Genomic DNA, 18,272 nt, shown 5'->3' with positions numbered 1-18,272 from the left:
TAGCTAACCTTAAAATATGGTTTTCAATTTATTTAATTTTAAACTTATATTAATTTTCCGGAAAATTAATTAAAAAACAAAAAACTTTTCCTAAAAAATAATAAAAATTAAGAAATTATATTACATTAATTCAGTAATAAATTCTATAAAATAAAAGATTAAAATTAAAATGAGAACAGGAACAATCAACCTTCCTCTTCACGGGGGAAAAGCCCCGGGATGGCTTTTTGAGAAAATGAAAAGGCTTGCAAGGCAGATAGTGCTTGTAATAATCGAGGAATACGGTCCTTATGAATTTATTGACCGCATTTCAGATCCTTGCTGGTTCCAGGCTTTCGGCTGTATTCTCGGTTTTGACTGGCATTCAAGCGGAGTTACTACTACTGTATGCGGTGCTCTTAAGGAAGCCCTGAGAGGAATTTCTTCCCATACAGGCATATATGTTGCCGGAGGAAAAGGCGGAACTTCAAGAAAGACGCCGGCGGAAATAGAAGCTGCTGCAGACAAAGAAGGCATTGATTTCAGCAGACTTGTTTATGCAAGCAAAATAGTCGCAAAAGTAGACAGCAGTGCGTTGCAGGACGGCTACCAGCTTTATCATCACAGTTTCATTTTTTCAAAAGACGGCAAAAAATGGTCGGTTATACAGCAGGGAATGAACGGGGACACCGGATATGCGAGAAGATATCACTGGTTAAGCAGCAGAATAACTGATTATGTCGCAGAGCCCCATAATGCCATCTGCTGCGATGCAAAAAACGAAGTATTAAATCTTGTCGCTTCCGACAGCGCTTCTGCAAGAAAAGTCATAGCTGAAATATCTTGCCGGAAACCAGAGCAGGTGCTGGGTGATCTGGCGAAAATCTGCAAGCATACGGAAAAATCAGTTACGCTTCCAAAAAGACATGAAATCAATTTTTCAGATATTGAACAGAAAAGGCTAAGCAAGATATTCCAATCCACTTATGAAAGCAAGCCCCGGGATTTTGAAAAACTTATAGCTATGCCGGGTGTGGGACCCAAGACAGTAAGATCGCTTGCGCTTATATCAGAACTTGTTTATTCTGTTCCTTACAGCATAAAAGATCCGGCAAGATTCAGTTTTGCACACGGAGGCAAAGATGGCATACCTTATCCGGTCGACAAAATAAATTATAATAAATCCATAGAAATGCTTTCAAATGCCTTAAAGGAAAGCAAGATGGGAAGAACTGAAAAAATTGAAGCATTTAAAAGGCTTGCCCTCTTTTACTGATTATTAATATATATATAGGATGTCCGGGAAATAAGCCGGTATATTTGTAAAATAAGTTCGGGATTTTAGGAAAATGAACAAGAATGAGATTATAAAAGCCCTTGAAGATATAGCAGTAATGCTTGAACTTAAAGATGAAAATCCTTTCAAAATAAGGGCTTACAGAAATGCTGCGCGCGCTCTTGAAACTGCCGATATTGATATAAACACGGAAACCAGAATCAAGGATTTGAAGAAGATAAGCGGCATAGGCCAGAGCATTGCCGAGAATATTCTTTCTTTTGCATCCGGCAGCAATCCTGATTTTTATGATGAATTAAAAGAATCCTTTACCCCTCAGATGCTTGAATTATTAAAGATACCGACCCTCGGGCCAAAAAAAGTCAGATATCTTTTTGATAATCTAAGTATTTCCGGAATAGACGACCTTGAGGAAGCCATAAAATCAGACAGGCTTGCAGGGCTGCCAAATTTCGGCAGAAAAACACAGGAGAATATTTTAAATGGCATAAAATCCCTTAAAAACTACAAGGAGTTCTATCTTTATTCCGAAGTTATTGGCGAAGCAAATGCAATAGTCGAAAAATTAAAAACTTTCAGACACATTAAAAGAGCTGATGTTGCAGGCAGTCTTCGCAGAAAAAAAGAAATCGTTAAAGATATTGATATTGTTGCAGGTATTGCCGGAGATGCAGAACCTTATGGAATAATGGATTTTTTTGTTTCCCTGGATGAAGCAGATGAGATAATATCCAGGGGTGAAACCAAATCATCAGTCAGGCTGAAATCAGGAATAAATGTTGATTTAAGAATAGTCGATGATGAAATGTATCCTTACCTGCTGCATCATTTTACGGGCAGCAAGGAGCATAATACCGCCCTCAGGGGTTTTGCAAAAGACAGAGATATAAAAATAAATGAGTATGGGATATTTGATGGCGACAGGCTTATAAAATGCAGAAGCGAAAAAGAAATATATGGTATTTTCAATATGGACTATATCGAGCCTGAGCTGAGAGAAGATAATGGCGAAATAGAAGCTGCTCTTGACGGCAGCCTGCCGGAACTTGTAAAGGCAGATGATATTAAAGGGATATTCCATCTTCATACGACTTTCAGCGATGGAAGCATTACCCTGGATTCGCTTTGTGAAAAGATGGTGTCTGAAGGCTATGAATATGTAGGAATAACAGATCATAGTCAGTCAGCTTATTATGCAGGAGGAGTCAGAGAAAATGACATTGAAAAATATCTCAGAGCAATAGGAGAATTCTGTGCATCCGACAAACGCATAACAGTATTTAAAGGAATAGAATCGGATATAAGGGCGGACGGGAGTCTTGATTACAGCGAAGAGATACTTGAGAAATTTGATTTTGTGATTGCTTCAGTTCATTCCAGCTTCAAGCTTTCTGAAGAAGAAATGACAAGCAGGGTAATAAAAGCAATTGAGAATAAATATACCACTATTCTGGGGCATCCTACCGGACGGATTCTCCTTACCAGGGAGCCATACAAAATCGATATGATAAAGGTAATCAATGCGGCATCGGAAAATAATGTAGCAATTGAAATAAATGCCAATCCTTTCAGGCTTGATCTTGACTGGAGACTTTGCAAATATGCCAAATCAAAGAAAGTAAAAATATTTATATGCCCTGACGCCCACAAGATAGAGGACATTGATAATATTTTGTTTGGAGTAAATACTGCAAGAAAAGGATGGCTGGAAAAAGGCGATATTGCAAATACCATGAACGCGCAGGAAATAACCCGGTTTTTCAATGATTTAAAGGTTTTAAAAAAAATATAACAGTAGTAGCAAGAGGTATTATAAAAAATGGCTAAGAATTATGGTAAATCCTATATGATCCCCTATGAATATGCTGTAAAGAATATCAGAACCATTATTGATAATCTTTCAAAAACTTATCCCAAAGCGCTTACAACTTCACTGAATTCAAAAAATGCGCTACAGCTTTTAATTGCAACAATCCTTGCCGCCCAGAGTACGGACAAACTTGTAAATAAGGTGACCCCTGCCCTTTTTAAAAAATACAAAACAGTAAAAGACTTTGCCGAGGCGAACCTGGAAGAGCTTCAGGAGGATATCAGATCAACCGGTTTCTATAGAAACAAGTCTCTGGCAATAATAAAATGCTGTAAAGATATTATTGAGAAATTTGATAGCAAAGTCCCCGATAATATTGATGACCTTATAAAACTTCATGGCGTGGGGCGCAAAACTGCAAATGTGGTTCTGGCAGATGCTTTTAACAAGGAAGGCATAATTGTAGACACACATATGTTAAGAATTTCAAACCTTACAGGACTTACTGTAAACAAAGATGCCACAAAAGTAGAATTTGACCTTCAGAAGATAATTCCCAAAGGTAGATGGACTGATTTTTCGCACAAAATAGTTGAACATGGGAGAACTATCTGCATTGCAAGAAGACCCAAATGCGATATCTGTCCGATTAATGAATTCTGCAGATACTATAGGGATAGCCTGGAAGCATAAATGTTTTACCGGCTGAAAACCTGAAATATTTTATTAATGAGAATATGTGTGCGCATCCTTAAAATTATATTTATGCGGCTTGCACTCCATTGTTTCAAACTGAATTGTTGAATGTCCACCCTTGTTCATATTGATTCTCCAAGTGTTGATTTTGAAAAGACGGTATGTTTTACTCCCTTTTCAGATTTAAGCCTGGATTCAAGATTCTTCAGCTCTTTGATATTACCTCTTACAGCAATCATTTCCATACAGTTATTATGGTCAAAATGAATATGCTGGCTTGCTATAATAATTTTATAGAAATTATGCTGGATTGAGATAAGATTCTGCACAAGTTCTCTTTTGTGATGGTCATACACTATTGTGATCACACCGGCAACTTCCCTGTCTTCACTGTCCCACTCTTCCCTGACAAGTTTTTCTCTTATGAGATCTCTTATTGCTTCCGAGCGGTTCAGATAATTTTTCTCTTTTATAAGACTGTCAAATTTCTTTAAAAGTTTTTCTTCAATAGAAACACCGAATCTTATTACTTTGTCCATAGAATTTTATTTTTTTAATATTGCAAACAAACTTATATGATTTTCCCTGTCAAAGGGTGTTTTACCGTCATTTCCCAAAAGCCTGATTTTTCTGAATCCGCAGTTTCCGGCAATTTTAAGGAATATGCGTTTTTTTAAAGTACACATCAGCGACTGCCTGACATCAAATAATTCGATTTCATTATTTTCATTTAAAACGGTTACCAGAAAATCTGTTCTTGTTTTTATCTTTCCATATTCAAAGTGCCGGTGAAATATGTATCTCTTATTATCCATTATAAGTATTTTGGGGTCATAGTATCTGTTTTTTTCCATGACCGATTTTTCAAAATTAATGAACTGGAAAACAGCTATACCGTTTTTTGGAAGCTTTTTATAAACAGTTTTCAGAGCTGCCCTGACATTTTTTCTTGTCTCAAGAAGTGAAATCGTATTACCAAGACAGGTTATCGCATCTATGTCACCGGTTTTAAGTTTTTCAATATCGCTGAAACCGCCTCTTTTCAAAGTTACATTCGAAGACTTGATAACTTCAGATGCCGCATAGTCTATCATTTCCCGGGCAGGGTCGACAGCAAATACTTTTTCTGTCATCTGCGCAAAAAGTTCCGCATGTCTGCCAGTTCCACATCCGACATCAAGGACTGTTTTTACATTGTTTTCAGCAAAAATCCTTCTAAAAAAATCTTTTTCCTTTCCAAGCCTGTTTTCCCAGTCTACCTGTTTGTCATAAAGCTCCGGCGTAAATTTAAAATTAACCTTATCCCGCATATAAACCAAAATCTTTCAAATGAATAATAATATTAATAATCAGTCGTTAAACAACCCGGCAGCCAGTCATCTTAACATCATTTTACAGGTTAATAATATTTTTAGAAAGATTTTTAAACAATGGAGTACAGCCCGGGTTTTATTAGTTTTATCTTATCCGTAAATTCCTTACTTATTTTTGCCCGTTGTTTCTGAACCGTATCTGATTTTATAGCAATCAGCCTTTTGCGGACCGGAGGCACTTTTCACAACAATAATGAAAGAATTTGCTGATACTGTAGAGCATATTATTAGTAGATTATTAGTGGATTATTAGTAGAGCATATTATTATTGGTATTGAAATCCCAAACACAGAAAGCCTTATGGAATGTGGAAACCGCCGGAATCATGGAATCAGGATAGAGACATGGTCGGTTCTGTTGAAGCAATAATATTAAATTCCGTTAGCAACAAAAGAAGTCGTCCCCTCCCTGTTGCGGCCCTCCCAAGAACTAAGGTAAGTGGTCTAAGGGACTGTTCTTGTAATATACAGCTGCAGATTGGCTATATTTGATATCTTTTCTGCAGCTTCAAGCACGTCAGCTTCATCAGACGATATGTAGAAAACGGATGGACCGCTACCGGCAAGATGCACTTTTTCAATACCGATTTCACTGAATTTTTTTATCCATATTTTATATTCTTCAAAGAATTCAGCATAAATGTCTTCAAACGCATTGAATAAATCGTTTCTTATGTTGTCGCAACCTTCATCCTTTATTTTTTTCTCAAGGTTTTTCGTGATATCGCCGGATGTATAATTCCTGGAATTGACATAAGAGTATAATTTTTTTGTTTTTTCCTTGAAATCGAAAGGAAGAAGTATCACCAGTATCCATTTCGGCAGTATAGGCTTTACTTTTCTTATTTTTTCGCCTCTCCCGCTGATTATGCATGTACCGCCATATATGAAATAAGGTACGTCGCTGCCTACCTTAAGCCCCACCTCTGCGAGCTCGCTGTCGCTCAGTTTAAGATTCCACAGCCTGTTTAAGCCTCTCAGCGCTGCAGCTGCATCGCTTGACCCTCCGCCAAGACCAGCTGAGGACGGTATGCTTTTTTTAAGTTCTATCACTGCCCCGCTTTTATAATTGGTATGAATCTTCAGGGTTTCCGCAGCTTTATAGACAAGATTTTTAACAAGATAATTGTTTCTGTCAAATCCCGGAAGATTATCGGTGGCAGGAAGGTTATGGTACTCCGGTATTATCTGCAGCCAGGGGTTTTTATGAAATGTAAGATAGTCGCACAAATCAATTGTTTGCATAAGGGAAAATATGTTATGATACCCGTCATCACGCTTTCCGGAAATTTCAAGAGTCAGATTAATTTTTGCAGGAGCTATCTCACTTTTCAACATTTCTCAAATTAAAATTATGCTTCAATTGTTTTATATTTTGGGCGCCTATGCAAAACATTGCAATTCTTAATCCGGCTTCTAATTCTTTTATATAACTAACTGCTTCCTTTACGGAAATTTTCACCTGCTTTAAAACAGGCAGTGCAATATCTGCAATATCAGCCCCAAGAGCTATTGCTTTTGCAACATCTATTCCTGTCCTTATGCCTCCGCTGGCAACAAGAAAAATGTCCGGACAGGATTCCCTGACCATTCTGACTGAATCTGAAGTTGATATGCCCCAATCCCCGAAAAACTGCGCGGCATTTTTTAATGTGCTTAAAGAAAGGCGGGTCTTTTCAATTTCAATCCAGGATGTACCGCCGCTTCCGCCGGTATCAATCCCGTAAACTCCGGCGAGCTTAAGTTTCAGGGCTACTTCAGCTGAAATCCCAAAACCCACTTCCCTAACCAGAACAGGTTTTTCCAAATCAGCACATACGGAGCTAATTTTTGAAAGCAGATCCTTGAAGTTGCAATTTCCTTCAGCCTGAAGAGCTTCCTGAAGAGGATTGAGATGCAGGAACAGAGCATCCGCATCAATCATATCAACAGCTTTGCGGCAGTGTTTTATATCATAGCCATAATTTAATTGAACTGCCCCCAGATTAGCAAAAAGCAGTATGTCCGGGGCGCTGTCTCTTACATTAAAAGTATTTGCCAGTTCCCTGTCTTCAATTGCCATCCTCTGAGACCCTATGCCCATTCCTATTTCGCATTCCTGTGCAACCATCGCCAGATCCCTGTTGATTTTTGCTGCTTCATTAATTCCGCCGACCATTGGCGATATCATAAGAGGAAGAGCAAGTTTTTTTCCAAGCACAATAATAGACGTGTCTATCTCTTCAAGAGAAATCTCCGGAAGAGCATTGTGAATAAAATAATATTTTTCAAACCCTGTGCTTTTTTCAATATAATCTATATTATTATTCAGGCTTATGCTCAGATGCTCTTTTTTTCTGGATGAATGTATTTTTTTGTCATTTTCTTTTCTCATATCTTAGAAATCCCTTATAAGAAGAAAGTCCGATATTTCATAATATGACTGTAAATATTTTTTTAAAACCGGAAGACTTTTTATTTCATTTACCGCAAGTTTATAATAATATCTGCATTTTTCCTCACAAAACTTTTTCGCCTCGACATCTTCAAGATATCCGAGAACTGTCAGCATCTGGTTTTCATTTATTCTTTTTGATTCATATACTTTAAGAAGGTTTTTCTTCATTTTTTCAGGAGCATTATTAAGAGTGTATACTATCGGAAAAGATTTTTTCTTCTTTAGTATATCGCTTGCATGAGGCTTGCCGGTTTTATCCTGACTTCCCCATATTCCCAGAATATCATCTCTTATCTGGAATGCGATACCAAGAAGATTTCCGAACTTCCTAAGTCTTTCCAGGCCGTCTTTTTCAAGATTGAGCGCTGCTCCTATCAGTATCGCCCCTTCTATAAGCGAGGCTGTTTTCCTTTCTATCATTGTAATATATTCATCAATACTTACTTCTGATTTATCTTCAAATTCAATATCAAGATATTGCCCTTCCAGCATTTTCAGGCAACTTTCATTTATTATCCTGAATACTTTAAGCTGCTTTTCGCAGCTGATGCCATAATTTTCCAGTCTTGTTATTGCAAGATTTGCAAGAATTTTCATTGTCGTTCCGGCGTTGATTGCCTGGGGTTTTCCCCATATGTACCATAAAGTAGGCTTATGTCTTCTCTGTATATCATTGTCCTGTATGTCATCATGGATAAGAGAAAAATTATGAATAAGCTCTATTGAACCGGCAAGCGGCATTACAGTTGAGCCTATTTCCTCCTCTCCTTCTTTTAAAGTGGATATATATGCAAGAATACACAGGGTGGCTCTTAAAAATTTTCCTTTTCCAAAATCACCGCTGTTTCCTTTTTCATCTATCCAGCCCATATGATATCGGAGCATGTCGTATAAAGGCAGACTGCCTGATGAAATAATGGACTGCATTTCTTTTTCAATATCATCTTTAAATCTGTTAAAAATTTCGGGAAGTTTCTGCAATAATGCCTCCGGAAAGAAATTTATAATTTATAATATTTATCCAATTTCTGCATCCTGTTTTTTTCTAAGTTTATATAAAACAGAATCTTTCGGGATTTTTATGTCTTCATATTTTATCGGTTCATCCTTTGAAATCTTCCTTTTCGTGACACAGCCCTCACTAAGACCTATTGGAAGATAGTTGTTCTGCATAACAATTGAATGCATTTCGATCAGGCCGTAAACAGAAAATCCTCCGATACCGTCAAGAGTTTCCCCGGCATCAAGATCTTTTTTTGCGAATGTCATTACTTCAGAAACAAGTCCGCCTGCCGGCTGTATTGTCGGTTCATTATAAAGCACAGCGCCGGCTATGGATAGTGGCGTCTCAATGCTGGCAAGATGATATGGCTTGTATAAAAGAAAATACGGCCCGCTTCCGTTTTTCAGGTATTCAAGCTCTTTTCTTGAAATCTCTGAATCCGTAGTATATACAAGAAAGACCCCGGGAGCCAGATCTCCTATGACAAAATCAACAACTCCCGTTTTATCAAGTATTCCTCCGTCTTTTATGGGTATAAGAATTTTTGTAAGATCGTTAATGTTGGCTCTGGGTCCGTGCATTCCCCGGATATCGGGCACAAGCCCCGTGGCATTCGAAAGACAGGCCATCTCGATCATGGATTTTGTGCCATCGACAAAAGAGGTCATCATATAAGGATTGACTCCTTTTTCTTCGGCAAACCCTTTTAACGATTCCGGATTTGCATATCTGTCAAGCGGATTGTTTTTGCCTTTTCCTGCAGCAATTACATTAAAATTAAGAAGTTTTGCAAAATCAAAAAGCTCTTTGGCAGCAGCAGGCTCGTCTCCGGCAGAAACGGTATATACCACACCATATTCGTCGGACATTTTTTTCAGAAACGGACCAATGGTCACATCGCCCTCAACATTAAGCGTTACAATGTGTTTTTTATGCATTATTGATTCCAGAGACAGTTTTGCTCCCACCTCCGGCTTTCCGGTTGCATCCACGACAACATCCAGATCCTCAATGAGAGGTATAATATCCGAATTATCCGTTATCAGAAGTTTACCACAAAGATCACTATCATTTATTCTCAGGGCAACTTCAGCTAAGGGAGTATCCCCGGGGATGTCGATATATTTTATATTCCTGCAAAAACTTTCCTGCAGATCCTCATAAAACCTGAATACTGCAATTTCTTCCGGTTCTTTTATTTTCTGCTCCAGAATAAAATCCAATGCAGGTCTTATATATTTTGCCGCAATGGCACGTATGCTTATTCCGGTAATCTTATCAAGACTTGCACAAAGACCTCTGCCCATCTGGCCAACTCCTACTATGCCGGTTTTTATTGAGGAACCTTCAGAGGACAGCTTCTCAAGTTTTTGTAAAAAATTCATTATTTAGTCTCCATTAAATATAAATTTAATTATAATTTAATTTGGATAAATCTTCATTATCTCTTAAAAACAAAAACATTAGCCGGATTAACATATTTATGGATTTTTTATCAAAAAAATATCCATATCCGGCAATTCCCTGCTATTTTTGCAGCTTGCGAATCACTGAATACGGATATTAATAAAAATTATCCCGTTATCCTGAAAGTTCTTTTATCTTTCTGATTATCGCATCAGCCATCTGGCTGGTTCCTGCAGCGCTCGGGTCATTCCTGCATGGCTTTAAATCATATGTAACATCCTTGCCTTCTTTTATTACTTCTGCAATTGCCTTTTCAAGAACATCAGCTGCCCTTACTTCATTTATGTGCCTGAGCATCAGAACCGCGGAAAGCATTAATGCCGCGGGATTTATCTTATTGAGACCTTTGTATTTAGGAGCGCTGCCATGAGTCGCTTCAAAAAGCGCAAGCTCATCTCCTATATTGGCACCCGGAGCAACCCCAAGTCCGCCGACAAGACCGGCCGCAAGATCGGAAAGCATATCCCCGTAAAGGTTCGGCAGAACAAGCACATCATATGCTTCAGGTCTCTGGACAAGCTGCATGCACATATTGTCAACTATTCTGTCTTCAGATTCAATTTCAGGATACTCAAGCGCAATTCTTCTGAAAGTATCCAGGAACAGCCCGTCTGTATATTTTATTATGTTTGCCTTATGTACCCCTGTTACCTTTTTCCTGTTGTTCTTCTTTGCATATTCAAATGCAAATCTTATGATTTTTTCTGAACCTGATACAGATATAGGTTTTATGCTTATTCCGCTGTCTTTTTTTATCTGTATATCCTTTTTGGATTTTATAAAATCTATCATTTCAAGTGTTTCGGGTTTGTTAAGCTCAAACTCTATTCCTGCATAAAGATCCTCGGTATTTTCCCTTACAATAATAAGATCAAGGTCTTTGTATCGGGATTTCACACCCTGATAACTTTTGCAGGGACGCAGACAGGCATACAGATCAAAGATTTTTCTCATTGCAACATTGACGCTTCTGAATCCGGTTCCCACAGGAGTAGTTATCGGTCCTTTTATTCCAATCTTGTTTTTTCTCAGCGAATCCAAAACCTTGTCCGGAAGGACAGTTCCTTCTTTTTCATAGACTTCCGCGCCTGCATTTACCACATCCCATTCCACATCTATGCCTGTTGCTTCAACAACTCTTACTGTAGCTTCGGATATCTCCGGACCTGTCCCGTCTCCGGGAATAAGTGTAATTATGTGTTTCATAAATTAAACCCCTTGTTCTTAGTTATATGTTCAACCAGACCACCGTCATTTAACAATTTAATCATAACATCAGGCAGAGGACTGAAAACAAGTTCTGTGCCTTTTGTAAGATTCCTGATAATGCCTTTTGCAAGATCAATCTCAAGACTATCCTGCTCCTCTATGCCGTCTGTATCACATATAAGAACAGGGAGACCTATGTTTATACTGTTTCTAAAAAATATTCTGGCAAAGGATTTTGCAAGAACTGCGCCGACACCTGCCATTTTTATTATGATAGGCGCATGCTCTCTCGATGAACCGAGGCCGAAATTTCTGCCGGCGACAACAAAATCACCCTCACCGACTTTTGCTGCAAATTCAGAGTCCGCATCTTCAAGAACATGTTTTGCAAGTTCAGGCAGATTGGATCTTAAATGAAAGTATCTGCCGGGAGCAATAAGATCGGTTGAAATATCGTCACCGAATTTAAAACTCCTCCCTTTCAATACACTGCTTGTAATAACTTCTTTTTTATCCATTTTTCTCTTCTTTGAATCCTATATTAATTATATAATTTTATCCTTTTACAATATTTCCCTGACATCGGCGATATAACCTTTTACGGCACTGTATGCCGCAGTGGCCGGGGAACTTAAATATATGAATGAATCAGGGTTTCCCATTCTTCCCTTAAAATTTCTATTTTGTGTGGAAAGACATACTTCATTATCTGCCAGTGCACCCTGATGAACTCCCACACATGGTCCGCAGCCCGGCGATTCCACAACTGCTCCACTTTCTACGAGAGTCTGTATGATACCCGATTTAAGTGCATCAAGATATATCTTTCTTGATGCCGGAACAACAAGAAGTCTTACTCCCCCGGCTACTTTTCTGCCTTTCAGAATATCTGCTGCAACTTTTAAGTCTGATAATCTGCCATTTGTACAGGTGCCTATTAGAACCTGGTTTACTTTTACTTTTTCCATCATGCTGACAGGGCTTACATTGTCAACTGTGTGCGGTTTTGAAATCATCGGTTCAAGTTCTGAGCAATCAATATCTATTGTATTCTCATAAACAGCATCATCATCAGCACATATTTCCCTGTATAAACCGGATCTGCCGATCGAATTCAGATATTCCTTCGTAATTTCGTCAGATTCAAATATGCCTGCTTTTGCGCCGGCTTCCACCGCCATATTTGAAATGGTAAGCCTGTCCTCTATGGTCATTTTTCTGCTCAGACTACCTGAAAATTCCAGTGCTTTGTAAGTTGCCCCTTCTGCAGTAATCTTTCCGATAAGATGAATTATAAGATCTTTTGCATAGACCCCTTTTGCCATATTATTATTAAAATTTACTTTTATTGTGGGAGGAACCATCAGCCATGTTTTTGCAAGAGCAAAACCTACTGCTATATCAGTTGAACCCATCCCTGTGGCAAATGCTGCAATGGCACCTGAAGTACAGGTATGAGAATCAGCTCCTATAACAATATCCCCGGGAGATACAAATGATTCGACAAGTATCTGGTGGCAGACTCCTTCTCCCACTTCGCTTAAAACCATTCCTGCATTTCCGGCATATTCCCTCAGAACAGTATGTGAATTTGAAAGTTCTTTTCTGGGACTTGGAGAAGCATGATCTATGAAAAATATTGATTTTTCCGGATTCCTGACCTTGTCAAATCTCATCTTTTTTAGCTGGCTGACCGTAAGTGGACCCGTGCCATCCTGCGCCATAACCACATCGACATCGACAACGGTAATGTCATTCGGTTTTACGTCTCTTCCTGCATGGGAGCTTATTATTTTCTCTGCAATTGTTTTTCCCAAAAAGCCTCCTAAAACATAAGATATTAAAAAACAATAAACTTTTTTTGAACAAAACAACTAATTATGTATCAGTAATATTAATTAATCAATATTATCTGAATCATCTGTAATTTCCTGATTTTTTTTGCTTTCCCTATAGTCCTTGTAAATATACATAAGTTCTTTGTCAAAAAGTGTTCTTTTTAAATCCACGGACATTGCTCTTGTAAGCACAAGTATTTCATTGGCTTCAATATCTGTAAGATCTATCCCGAATTCCTTGAATTTATGGAGTATTGTATGTGAACCGGAATGTTTACCGACAACCAGCTGACGGGTTAGTCCAACTTCTGCAGGCTCAAAGACCTCATAGTTTCTCGGATTCTTAAGAACTCCGTCTGCATGTATGCCTGACTCATGGGCAAAAACATTGGTTCCTACAATTGCTTTCCATACCGGTATGGCTCTTGATGATGATTTTGCCAAATATTCGGAAATCTCCCTGAATCTTGATGTATTAATCCCAAGATCTATATTCTCAAGATATTTCAATGCCATTACTATTTCTTCAAGAGCAGCATTTCCGGTGCCTTCAGCAAGTCCGTTCACGGAAGTCATTATGCTTGAAGCCCCCGCTCTTATGGCTGCCAGCCCATTGGCAGTAGCCATGCCGAAATTATTTTTGGTATGGACTTCTATGGGAAAATCGACTGTGCTTAAAATGGTGTTTATTCTAAGAAAAGTCTTGAAAGGATCGTCTGCTCCCACACTGTCACAGATTCTTACCCTTAATGCTCCTTTCGATTTTGCAATATTGATTATCTGAAGAAGCAGCTTAAGGTCAGCTCTTGTTCCGTCTTCAGCGCTTATAATGAAATCAATATTATGTTTCTTTATCTCCCTGATTGTATCTTTCAGCCTTGATATTAAGAGGTTCTTGCTTTTGTTGTATTTCTCCTTTATTTGTCCTTCAGATGTATATACTGTAATAACGATGTTTTTAAGTCCGCATTCTCTTACATAGCTTATGTTAGACGGTAAAGCTTCAAGATAGCCGAAAATTCTGCTACTTAAATTCAGATTTAAGATTTCCCTTATGGTGTCTCTTTCAGAGGAAGCTAAAGTCGGAACTCCGACCTCCAGATCAGGTACGCCTATTTCGTCAAGCATTTTTGCAATTCTGATTTTTTCATTCTTTGAAAAGACAACACCCGGAGTCTGTTCACCACTCCTTAAGGTTGAATCCATAATATTTATTTTTCTGTTATTTATTTCAGCTGCCATTTAACTCCTTTTGGATTAAATTTTAAAACTACCTGCTTTTTTTAAATGATTCACAGGTTTCAATAATCTCATTATCAAAAAGCGCTCTTTTTAAGGAAACTACTTTACTTATAACTATTTCAAGAAGGTCGGGAAGCTCTTTTTCGCTGAATTCATAGCCCATTGATCTAAGCTTTGAATCCAGAGAAAAGAGTCCTGAATACTTTCCGATAATGGTTTTATTCTCAAGTCCCACATCTTCCGGATCAAAAAGCTCATAATTCCTGTGATCAGATGAATAAAGCTTTACCCTGTTTTCGGATTCAAAAACAAATATGCCTGAACCTACTATGGGTTTCCAGGCAGGAACCGGCCTGTCTGATGCATTTGCGACATAATAAGAGATTTCCCGGAATTTTCTGGTATTAAACCCGAGATCAATTCCCTGAAGTAATTTAAGAGCCATTACAAGCTCCTCAAAAGCAGCATTGCCGGCTCTTTCCCCGAGTCCGTTAATTGTTGTATTGACATATTTTGCCCCTGCTTTTATTCCTGCAATTGAGTTTGCAATTGCCATGCCGAAATCATTATGCATGTGCATTTCTATATCTATTCCGACTATATCTTTTATTGTTTTGATTCGCATGAATGTTTCAAACGGATCCATTATCCCAAGAGTATCACAATATCTGATCCGGTCTGCCCCGGCATCTCTTGCATTTCTGGCAAACTGAAGAAGAAATTCCATGTCGGTCCTTGATGCATCTTCGGCATTGACTGAAACATATAGATTATATTTCTTGGCAAAATCTACGGCAGTTTTTACACTTTCAAGAACCCATTCCCTCGTTTTTCTTAATTTCTGCTCAATGTGGATATCTGATGAAGAAATGGATATGGCTACTGAATCCACGCCGCATTCATAACTTGCCTGAAGGTCGGAAATAACTGCCCTGTTCCAGGCAAGAAGACTACAGTTAAGCCCCATTGAAGCAATTTTTTTAATTGATTCCTTTTCATCTCCCCCCATTGCCGGTATTCCCACCTCTATCTGATGTACGCCGATATCATCAAGCATTTTTGCTATGTATATCTTTTCCTCATTAGCAAAAACCACTCCCGCCGTCTGTTCTCCGTCCCTGAGTGTCGTATCATCTATTTTTATGGCCTTGGCATCTATCTTTTCGCCGGCTTTCTGCGAAAATTCGGTTAGTATGTTTATTCCTCTCATGTCTATTCCTGAACTGTTTCTTGATATTAAAAAAGTGAAATTTTTAAAAATATACTGGATTATAGCATAATTTTTTAAAAATCACTTATTTTTTATTAAATTTTTAAAAACACTGAAAATGTTTTACAAATTTTAATAATTTGACATATTTTAAACAAAAATTGAAAAATATAACATAATTTTTACAAATTTTGAAAATACATAAAGATATAATGCGTTTTTTAAAGTATTTTGGCTTTTAGAGAGATTATTTAGCAATATTTAGCAATATTCAGCGATTATCTAATTTTTTAAACTATCCCTTTATAACTCCAAGCGGAACAAGTTTTGCTACTTTTCTTGACAGACCTGCATTTTCAGCTATGTCGACTATTTCAGCAACATCTTTATACGCCTGAGGAGCTTCTTCTGCAAGACCTGACATGCTGCTTGCAAGAACTATAATCCCCCTGCTAAAAAGTTCATTTTTTAACTCAGCGCCGTTTATTTTTCTTTTGGCGGCCGATCTTGAGAGCAGCCTTCCCGCTCCGTGACAGGATGAACCCATGCTTTCCGACATCGCTTTTTTTGTCCCTGTCATTATATATGAATATCTTCCCATGTCCCCGGGTATTATCACCGGCTGTCCGACTGACCGGTAATCAGCAGGCACTGATTCATGGCCCGGACCAAATGACCTTGTCGCTCCTTTGCGATGAACGCAGAGAGTTTTTCTTTTATTGTCAATGATATGCGTTTCTATTTTTGCAACATTGTGAGATATATCATATATCAGTTCCATTCCCATTTTTCTGTGTGACTTTGAAAACATTTTTTCGAATTCCTGTATTACCCAGTAAGACAGACATTCCCTGTTAGCCATTGCAAAATTTACTGCGCATCCCATTGCTTTAAAATATTTTATTCCCTCAGGTGAACTGAGCGGAGCGCATGCAAGCTGGCGGTCTTTAAGACTGATATTATATTTTGCCGATGCAGTCTGCATTATCTTAAGATAATCGCTGCATATCTGATGACCCAGTCCTCTTGAGCCTGAGTGAATCATTATTACAATCTGATTATCTGAGATGCCCATCACATCTGCGGCTTTTCTGTTAAATATTTCACAGACTTTTTGTATTTCTATAAAATGGTTTCCGGATCCCAGAGATCCCAGCTGATCTCTTCCTCTTTCCAGAGCTTCCCTGCTTACATAGTCAGGGTCAGCTTCAGGGAAAGTCCCGTTCTCCTCAATATACTCAAGGTTTTCCTCATATCCATAATTGTTTTTTACAGGCCACAGAGCCCCTTTCAGAAAAACATCTTTCATCTCCCTGTCTGACAACTTTAATCTTCCCTTCGTTCCTATGCCTTTCGGAACATTCCTGAATATGTTTTCCATAAGAAGCGCGATCTTGTTTTTAATATCGCTGTATTCAAAATCCGTTCTCAGAACCCTTACACCGCATGCAATATCAAAGCCCACTCCTCCCGGAGAGATAATCCCTTCTGCCATATCAAAAGCTGCGACTCCCCCTATGGGAAATCCATAACCGTAATGAATATCAGGCATCGCATAAGAAGCTTTTACTATTCCGGGAAGAGATGCAACATTAATGACCTGATTTATGGTTTCTTCCTGTAAAACCGCTTCCATAAGCGAATCATCTAAAAATATTATTCCCGGTACATTCATTCCCTTTTCTTTATCAAGAATTACTTCAAATTTGTAGTTGTCTATCTTTATTACATTCTTTTCATCCATTTTAACCACCGCCTATACATCAAAAATTATATTTGCTTCAAAAATCTTTCTTTCACTATTGCGTATTATACTTAAATCATGATAAGTAGGGCCTTTGATATGATTAAGAATTTCATGTTTCTCTATATTTATCTTTTCCCCGAAAGCTTCCGCCTTCAGGAATGATCCGGCCTCCGGAGTTGAGCAGAAATTCTTATCATTGTCATAATTATCTAAAAAAAGTGAATTTATCCTGAAATCAAAAAAAAGAATTTTTTTTGTTTCGTGATAAAATAACAGCTTTTCAAGCCAGAGAAGAAGCATGTCTTCATATGAAACCTTGTATCCGGCAAATATCGATATTTCCTGCCTGACCTTTAAATCATGCTCTTTATTTTCACTGATAAGAAAAAACATTCCTTTTGCAGAGTTTTCAAACAGCTCTTTCATTGTCTTGCCATAAGCTTTTATTTTTACATCGGATGTATAATCAATCACTTCAAAATATTTTCCTGCAATCATGAAAAACCTTTCCAGCTGTTTTTTAAGCTCTCAAAATAGTTTTTACAAAGTCTGATAACCCTATTATTATTATAGAAACAATATAATAATTGTTAAGCTCAATTCAGGATTAATACATTTGCTTCATATTGTGTTGAGGATAAATGAAAAACCTGACATCAGCAAACGATAAATCTTTTGATATTAAAGAAAAAACGAATCTTCGGAGAAAACTTGAGGACAGAAAGTTTGCAGCAACATGCAAAATAAAACCTCTAAAGACATTGACATCACTGAAATAAGGAAAACAGCAAAGATCCTGAAAGGTATAGTAAAATCAATAAGAACTGTTGAAAATGCCGTATCAGGAGATCAGATAAGATAATTTAATAAATATGTACGATATTTATAATAAAAAGAAAAAATAATATTGTAAAATATCTGGTATTTGGTAAAATAGTTAAAATTCATTTCCCCTCCGAGCGGTT

16 protein-coding genes are annotated in these 18,272 nt (G+C 37.8%); 3 read left to right on the top strand and 13 right to left on the bottom strand.

The window, feature by feature from the left end; all coding sequences use genetic code 11:
* Positions 1-169: 169 nt before the first annotated feature.
* From GXZ93_03265 to nth, 3 genes are all read left to right on the top strand, one after another.
* Positions 170-1,255, top strand: a complete 1,086-nt coding sequence (locus GXZ93_03265; GenBank protein ID HHT78803.1) for a DUF763 domain-containing protein — start codon at positions 170-172, stop codon at positions 1,253-1,255.
* 73 nt (positions 1,256-1,328) lie between these two features.
* Complete coding sequence (gene polX, locus GXZ93_03260) at positions 1,329-3,068, top strand: DNA polymerase/3'-5' exonuclease PolX (GenBank protein ID HHT78802.1); 1,740 nt, start codon at positions 1,329-1,331, stop codon at positions 3,066-3,068.
* Positions 3,069-3,122: 54 nt separating this feature from the next.
* Entirely contained in the window at positions 3,123-3,779 is a 657-nt protein-coding gene (gene nth / locus GXZ93_03255; GenBank protein HHT78801.1) for an endonuclease III, read from the top strand.
* A 125-nt stretch (positions 3,780-3,904) separates the two neighbouring features.
* Here nth and nikR read toward each other — a convergent pair whose 3' ends face one another.
* The 13 genes from nikR to GXZ93_03190 form a co-directional block, all read right to left on the bottom strand.
* The gene (gene nikR, locus GXZ93_03250; GenBank protein ID HHT78800.1) at positions 3,905-4,321 is read right to left on the bottom strand and encodes a nickel-responsive transcriptional regulator NikR; all 417 of its coding nucleotides are present in this window, start codon (positions 4,319-4,321) and stop codon (positions 3,905-3,907) included.
* A gap of 6 nt (positions 4,322-4,327) precedes the next feature.
* The gene (locus tag GXZ93_03245) at positions 4,328-5,101 is read right to left on the bottom strand and encodes a class I SAM-dependent methyltransferase (protein HHT78799.1); all 774 of its coding nucleotides are present in this window, start codon (positions 5,099-5,101) and stop codon (positions 4,328-4,330) included.
* A gap of 497 nt (positions 5,102-5,598) precedes the next feature.
* Complete coding sequence (gene ispE, locus GXZ93_03240) at positions 5,599-6,489, bottom strand: 4-(cytidine 5'-diphospho)-2-C-methyl-D-erythritol kinase (GenBank protein HHT78798.1); 891 nt, start codon at positions 6,487-6,489, stop codon at positions 5,599-5,601.
* Complete coding sequence (locus tag GXZ93_03235; GenBank protein ID HHT78797.1) at positions 6,479-7,528, bottom strand: type 2 isopentenyl-diphosphate Delta-isomerase; 1,050 nt, start codon at positions 7,526-7,528, stop codon at positions 6,479-6,481. Before GXZ93_03235 ends, ispE begins: the two co-directional genes overlap by 11 nt.
* 3 nt (positions 7,529-7,531) lie before the next feature.
* Positions 7,532-8,572, bottom strand: a complete 1,041-nt coding sequence (locus GXZ93_03230) for a polyprenyl synthetase family protein (GenBank protein ID HHT78796.1) — start codon at positions 8,570-8,572, stop codon at positions 7,532-7,534.
* A gap of 36 nt (positions 8,573-8,608) precedes the next feature.
* Complete coding sequence (locus GXZ93_03225) at positions 8,609-9,982, bottom strand: NAD(P)-dependent oxidoreductase (protein ID HHT78795.1); 1,374 nt, start codon at positions 9,980-9,982, stop codon at positions 8,609-8,611.
* A 193-nt stretch (positions 9,983-10,175) separates the two neighbouring features.
* The gene (locus tag GXZ93_03220) at positions 10,176-11,267 is read right to left on the bottom strand and encodes an isocitrate/isopropylmalate dehydrogenase family protein (GenBank protein HHT78794.1); all 1,092 of its coding nucleotides are present in this window, start codon (positions 11,265-11,267) and stop codon (positions 10,176-10,178) included.
* Positions 11,264-11,788: a 3-isopropylmalate dehydratase small subunit gene (locus GXZ93_03215; GenBank protein HHT78793.1), complete on the bottom strand. Its 525-nt coding sequence runs from the start codon at positions 11,786-11,788 to the stop codon at positions 11,264-11,266. The genes GXZ93_03220 and GXZ93_03215 overlap by 4 nt, the downstream gene beginning before the upstream one ends.
* Positions 11,789-11,833: 45 nt before the next feature.
* A complete protein-coding gene (locus GXZ93_03210) occupies positions 11,834-13,087 on the bottom strand; it encodes a 3-isopropylmalate dehydratase large subunit (protein HHT78792.1) in 1,254 nt (417 codons plus the stop codon).
* A gap of 81 nt (positions 13,088-13,168) precedes the next feature.
* Positions 13,169-14,350, bottom strand: a complete 1,182-nt coding sequence (aksA, locus tag GXZ93_03205; GenBank protein HHT78791.1) for a homoaconitate hydratase — start codon at positions 14,348-14,350, stop codon at positions 13,169-13,171.
* Between the two features lie 28 nt (positions 14,351-14,378).
* A complete protein-coding gene (gene nifV, locus GXZ93_03200) occupies positions 14,379-15,560 on the bottom strand; it encodes a homocitrate synthase (GenBank protein ID HHT78790.1) in 1,182 nt (393 codons plus the stop codon).
* Between the two features lie 295 nt (positions 15,561-15,855).
* Positions 15,856-17,304 carry an RtcB family protein gene (locus GXZ93_03195; protein ID HHT78789.1) on the bottom strand — a complete coding sequence of 483 codons (1,449 nt, stop codon included), beginning with the start codon at positions 17,302-17,304 and terminating at the stop codon, positions 15,856-15,858.
* Positions 17,305-17,316: 12 nt separating this feature from the next.
* Positions 17,317-17,805, bottom strand: coding sequence for an archease (locus tag GXZ93_03190; protein ID HHT78788.1), 489 nt, complete (start codon positions 17,803-17,805; stop codon positions 17,317-17,319).
* Positions 17,806-18,272 lie beyond the last annotated feature (467 nt).

Source organism: Actinomycetota bacterium (assembly GCA_012837825.1).
Taxonomy (GTDB): domain Bacteria; phylum Actinomycetota; class Humimicrobiia; order Humimicrobiales; family Humimicrobiaceae; genus Humimicrobium.
Note: the sequence above shows the minus strand (reverse complement) of the source record. Positions and strands in the feature narration are given on the sequence as shown.

Excerpts from the sequence above, each read along its gene's own strand:
- GXZ93_03235 (HHT78797.1), bottom strand. The coding sequence starts at position 7,528 with ATGAGAAAAGAAAATGACAAAAAAATACATTCATCCAGAAAAAAAGAG.
- GXZ93_03195 (HHT78789.1), bottom strand. The coding sequence starts at position 17,304 with ATGGATGAAAAGAATGTAATAAAGATAGACAACTACAAATTTGAAGTA.
- GXZ93_03220 (HHT78794.1), bottom strand. The coding sequence starts at position 11,267 with ATGAAACACATAATTACACTTATTCCCGGAGACGGGACAGGTCCGGAG.
- aksA (HHT78791.1), bottom strand. The coding sequence starts at position 14,350 with ATGGCAGCTGAAATAAATAACAGAAAAATAAATATTATGGATTCAACC.
- nifV (HHT78790.1), bottom strand. The coding sequence starts at position 15,560 with ATGAGAGGAATAAACATACTAACCGAATTTTCGCAGAAAGCCGGCGAA.
- GXZ93_03215 (HHT78793.1), bottom strand. The coding sequence starts at position 11,788 with ATGGATAAAAAAGAAGTTATTACAAGCAGTGTATTGAAAGGGAGGAGT.
- nikR (HHT78800.1), bottom strand. The coding sequence starts at position 4,321 with ATGGACAAAGTAATAAGATTCGGTGTTTCTATTGAAGAAAAACTTTTA.
- polX (HHT78802.1), top strand. The coding sequence starts at position 1,329 with ATGAACAAGAATGAGATTATAAAAGCCCTTGAAGATATAGCAGTAATG.
- GXZ93_03190 (HHT78788.1), bottom strand. The coding sequence starts at position 17,805 with ATGATTGCAGGAAAATATTTTGAAGTGATTGATTATACATCCGATGTA.
- GXZ93_03265 (HHT78803.1), top strand. The coding sequence starts at position 170 with ATGAGAACAGGAACAATCAACCTTCCTCTTCACGGGGGAAAAGCCCCG.
- nth (HHT78801.1), top strand. The coding sequence starts at position 3,123 with ATGATCCCCTATGAATATGCTGTAAAGAATATCAGAACCATTATTGAT.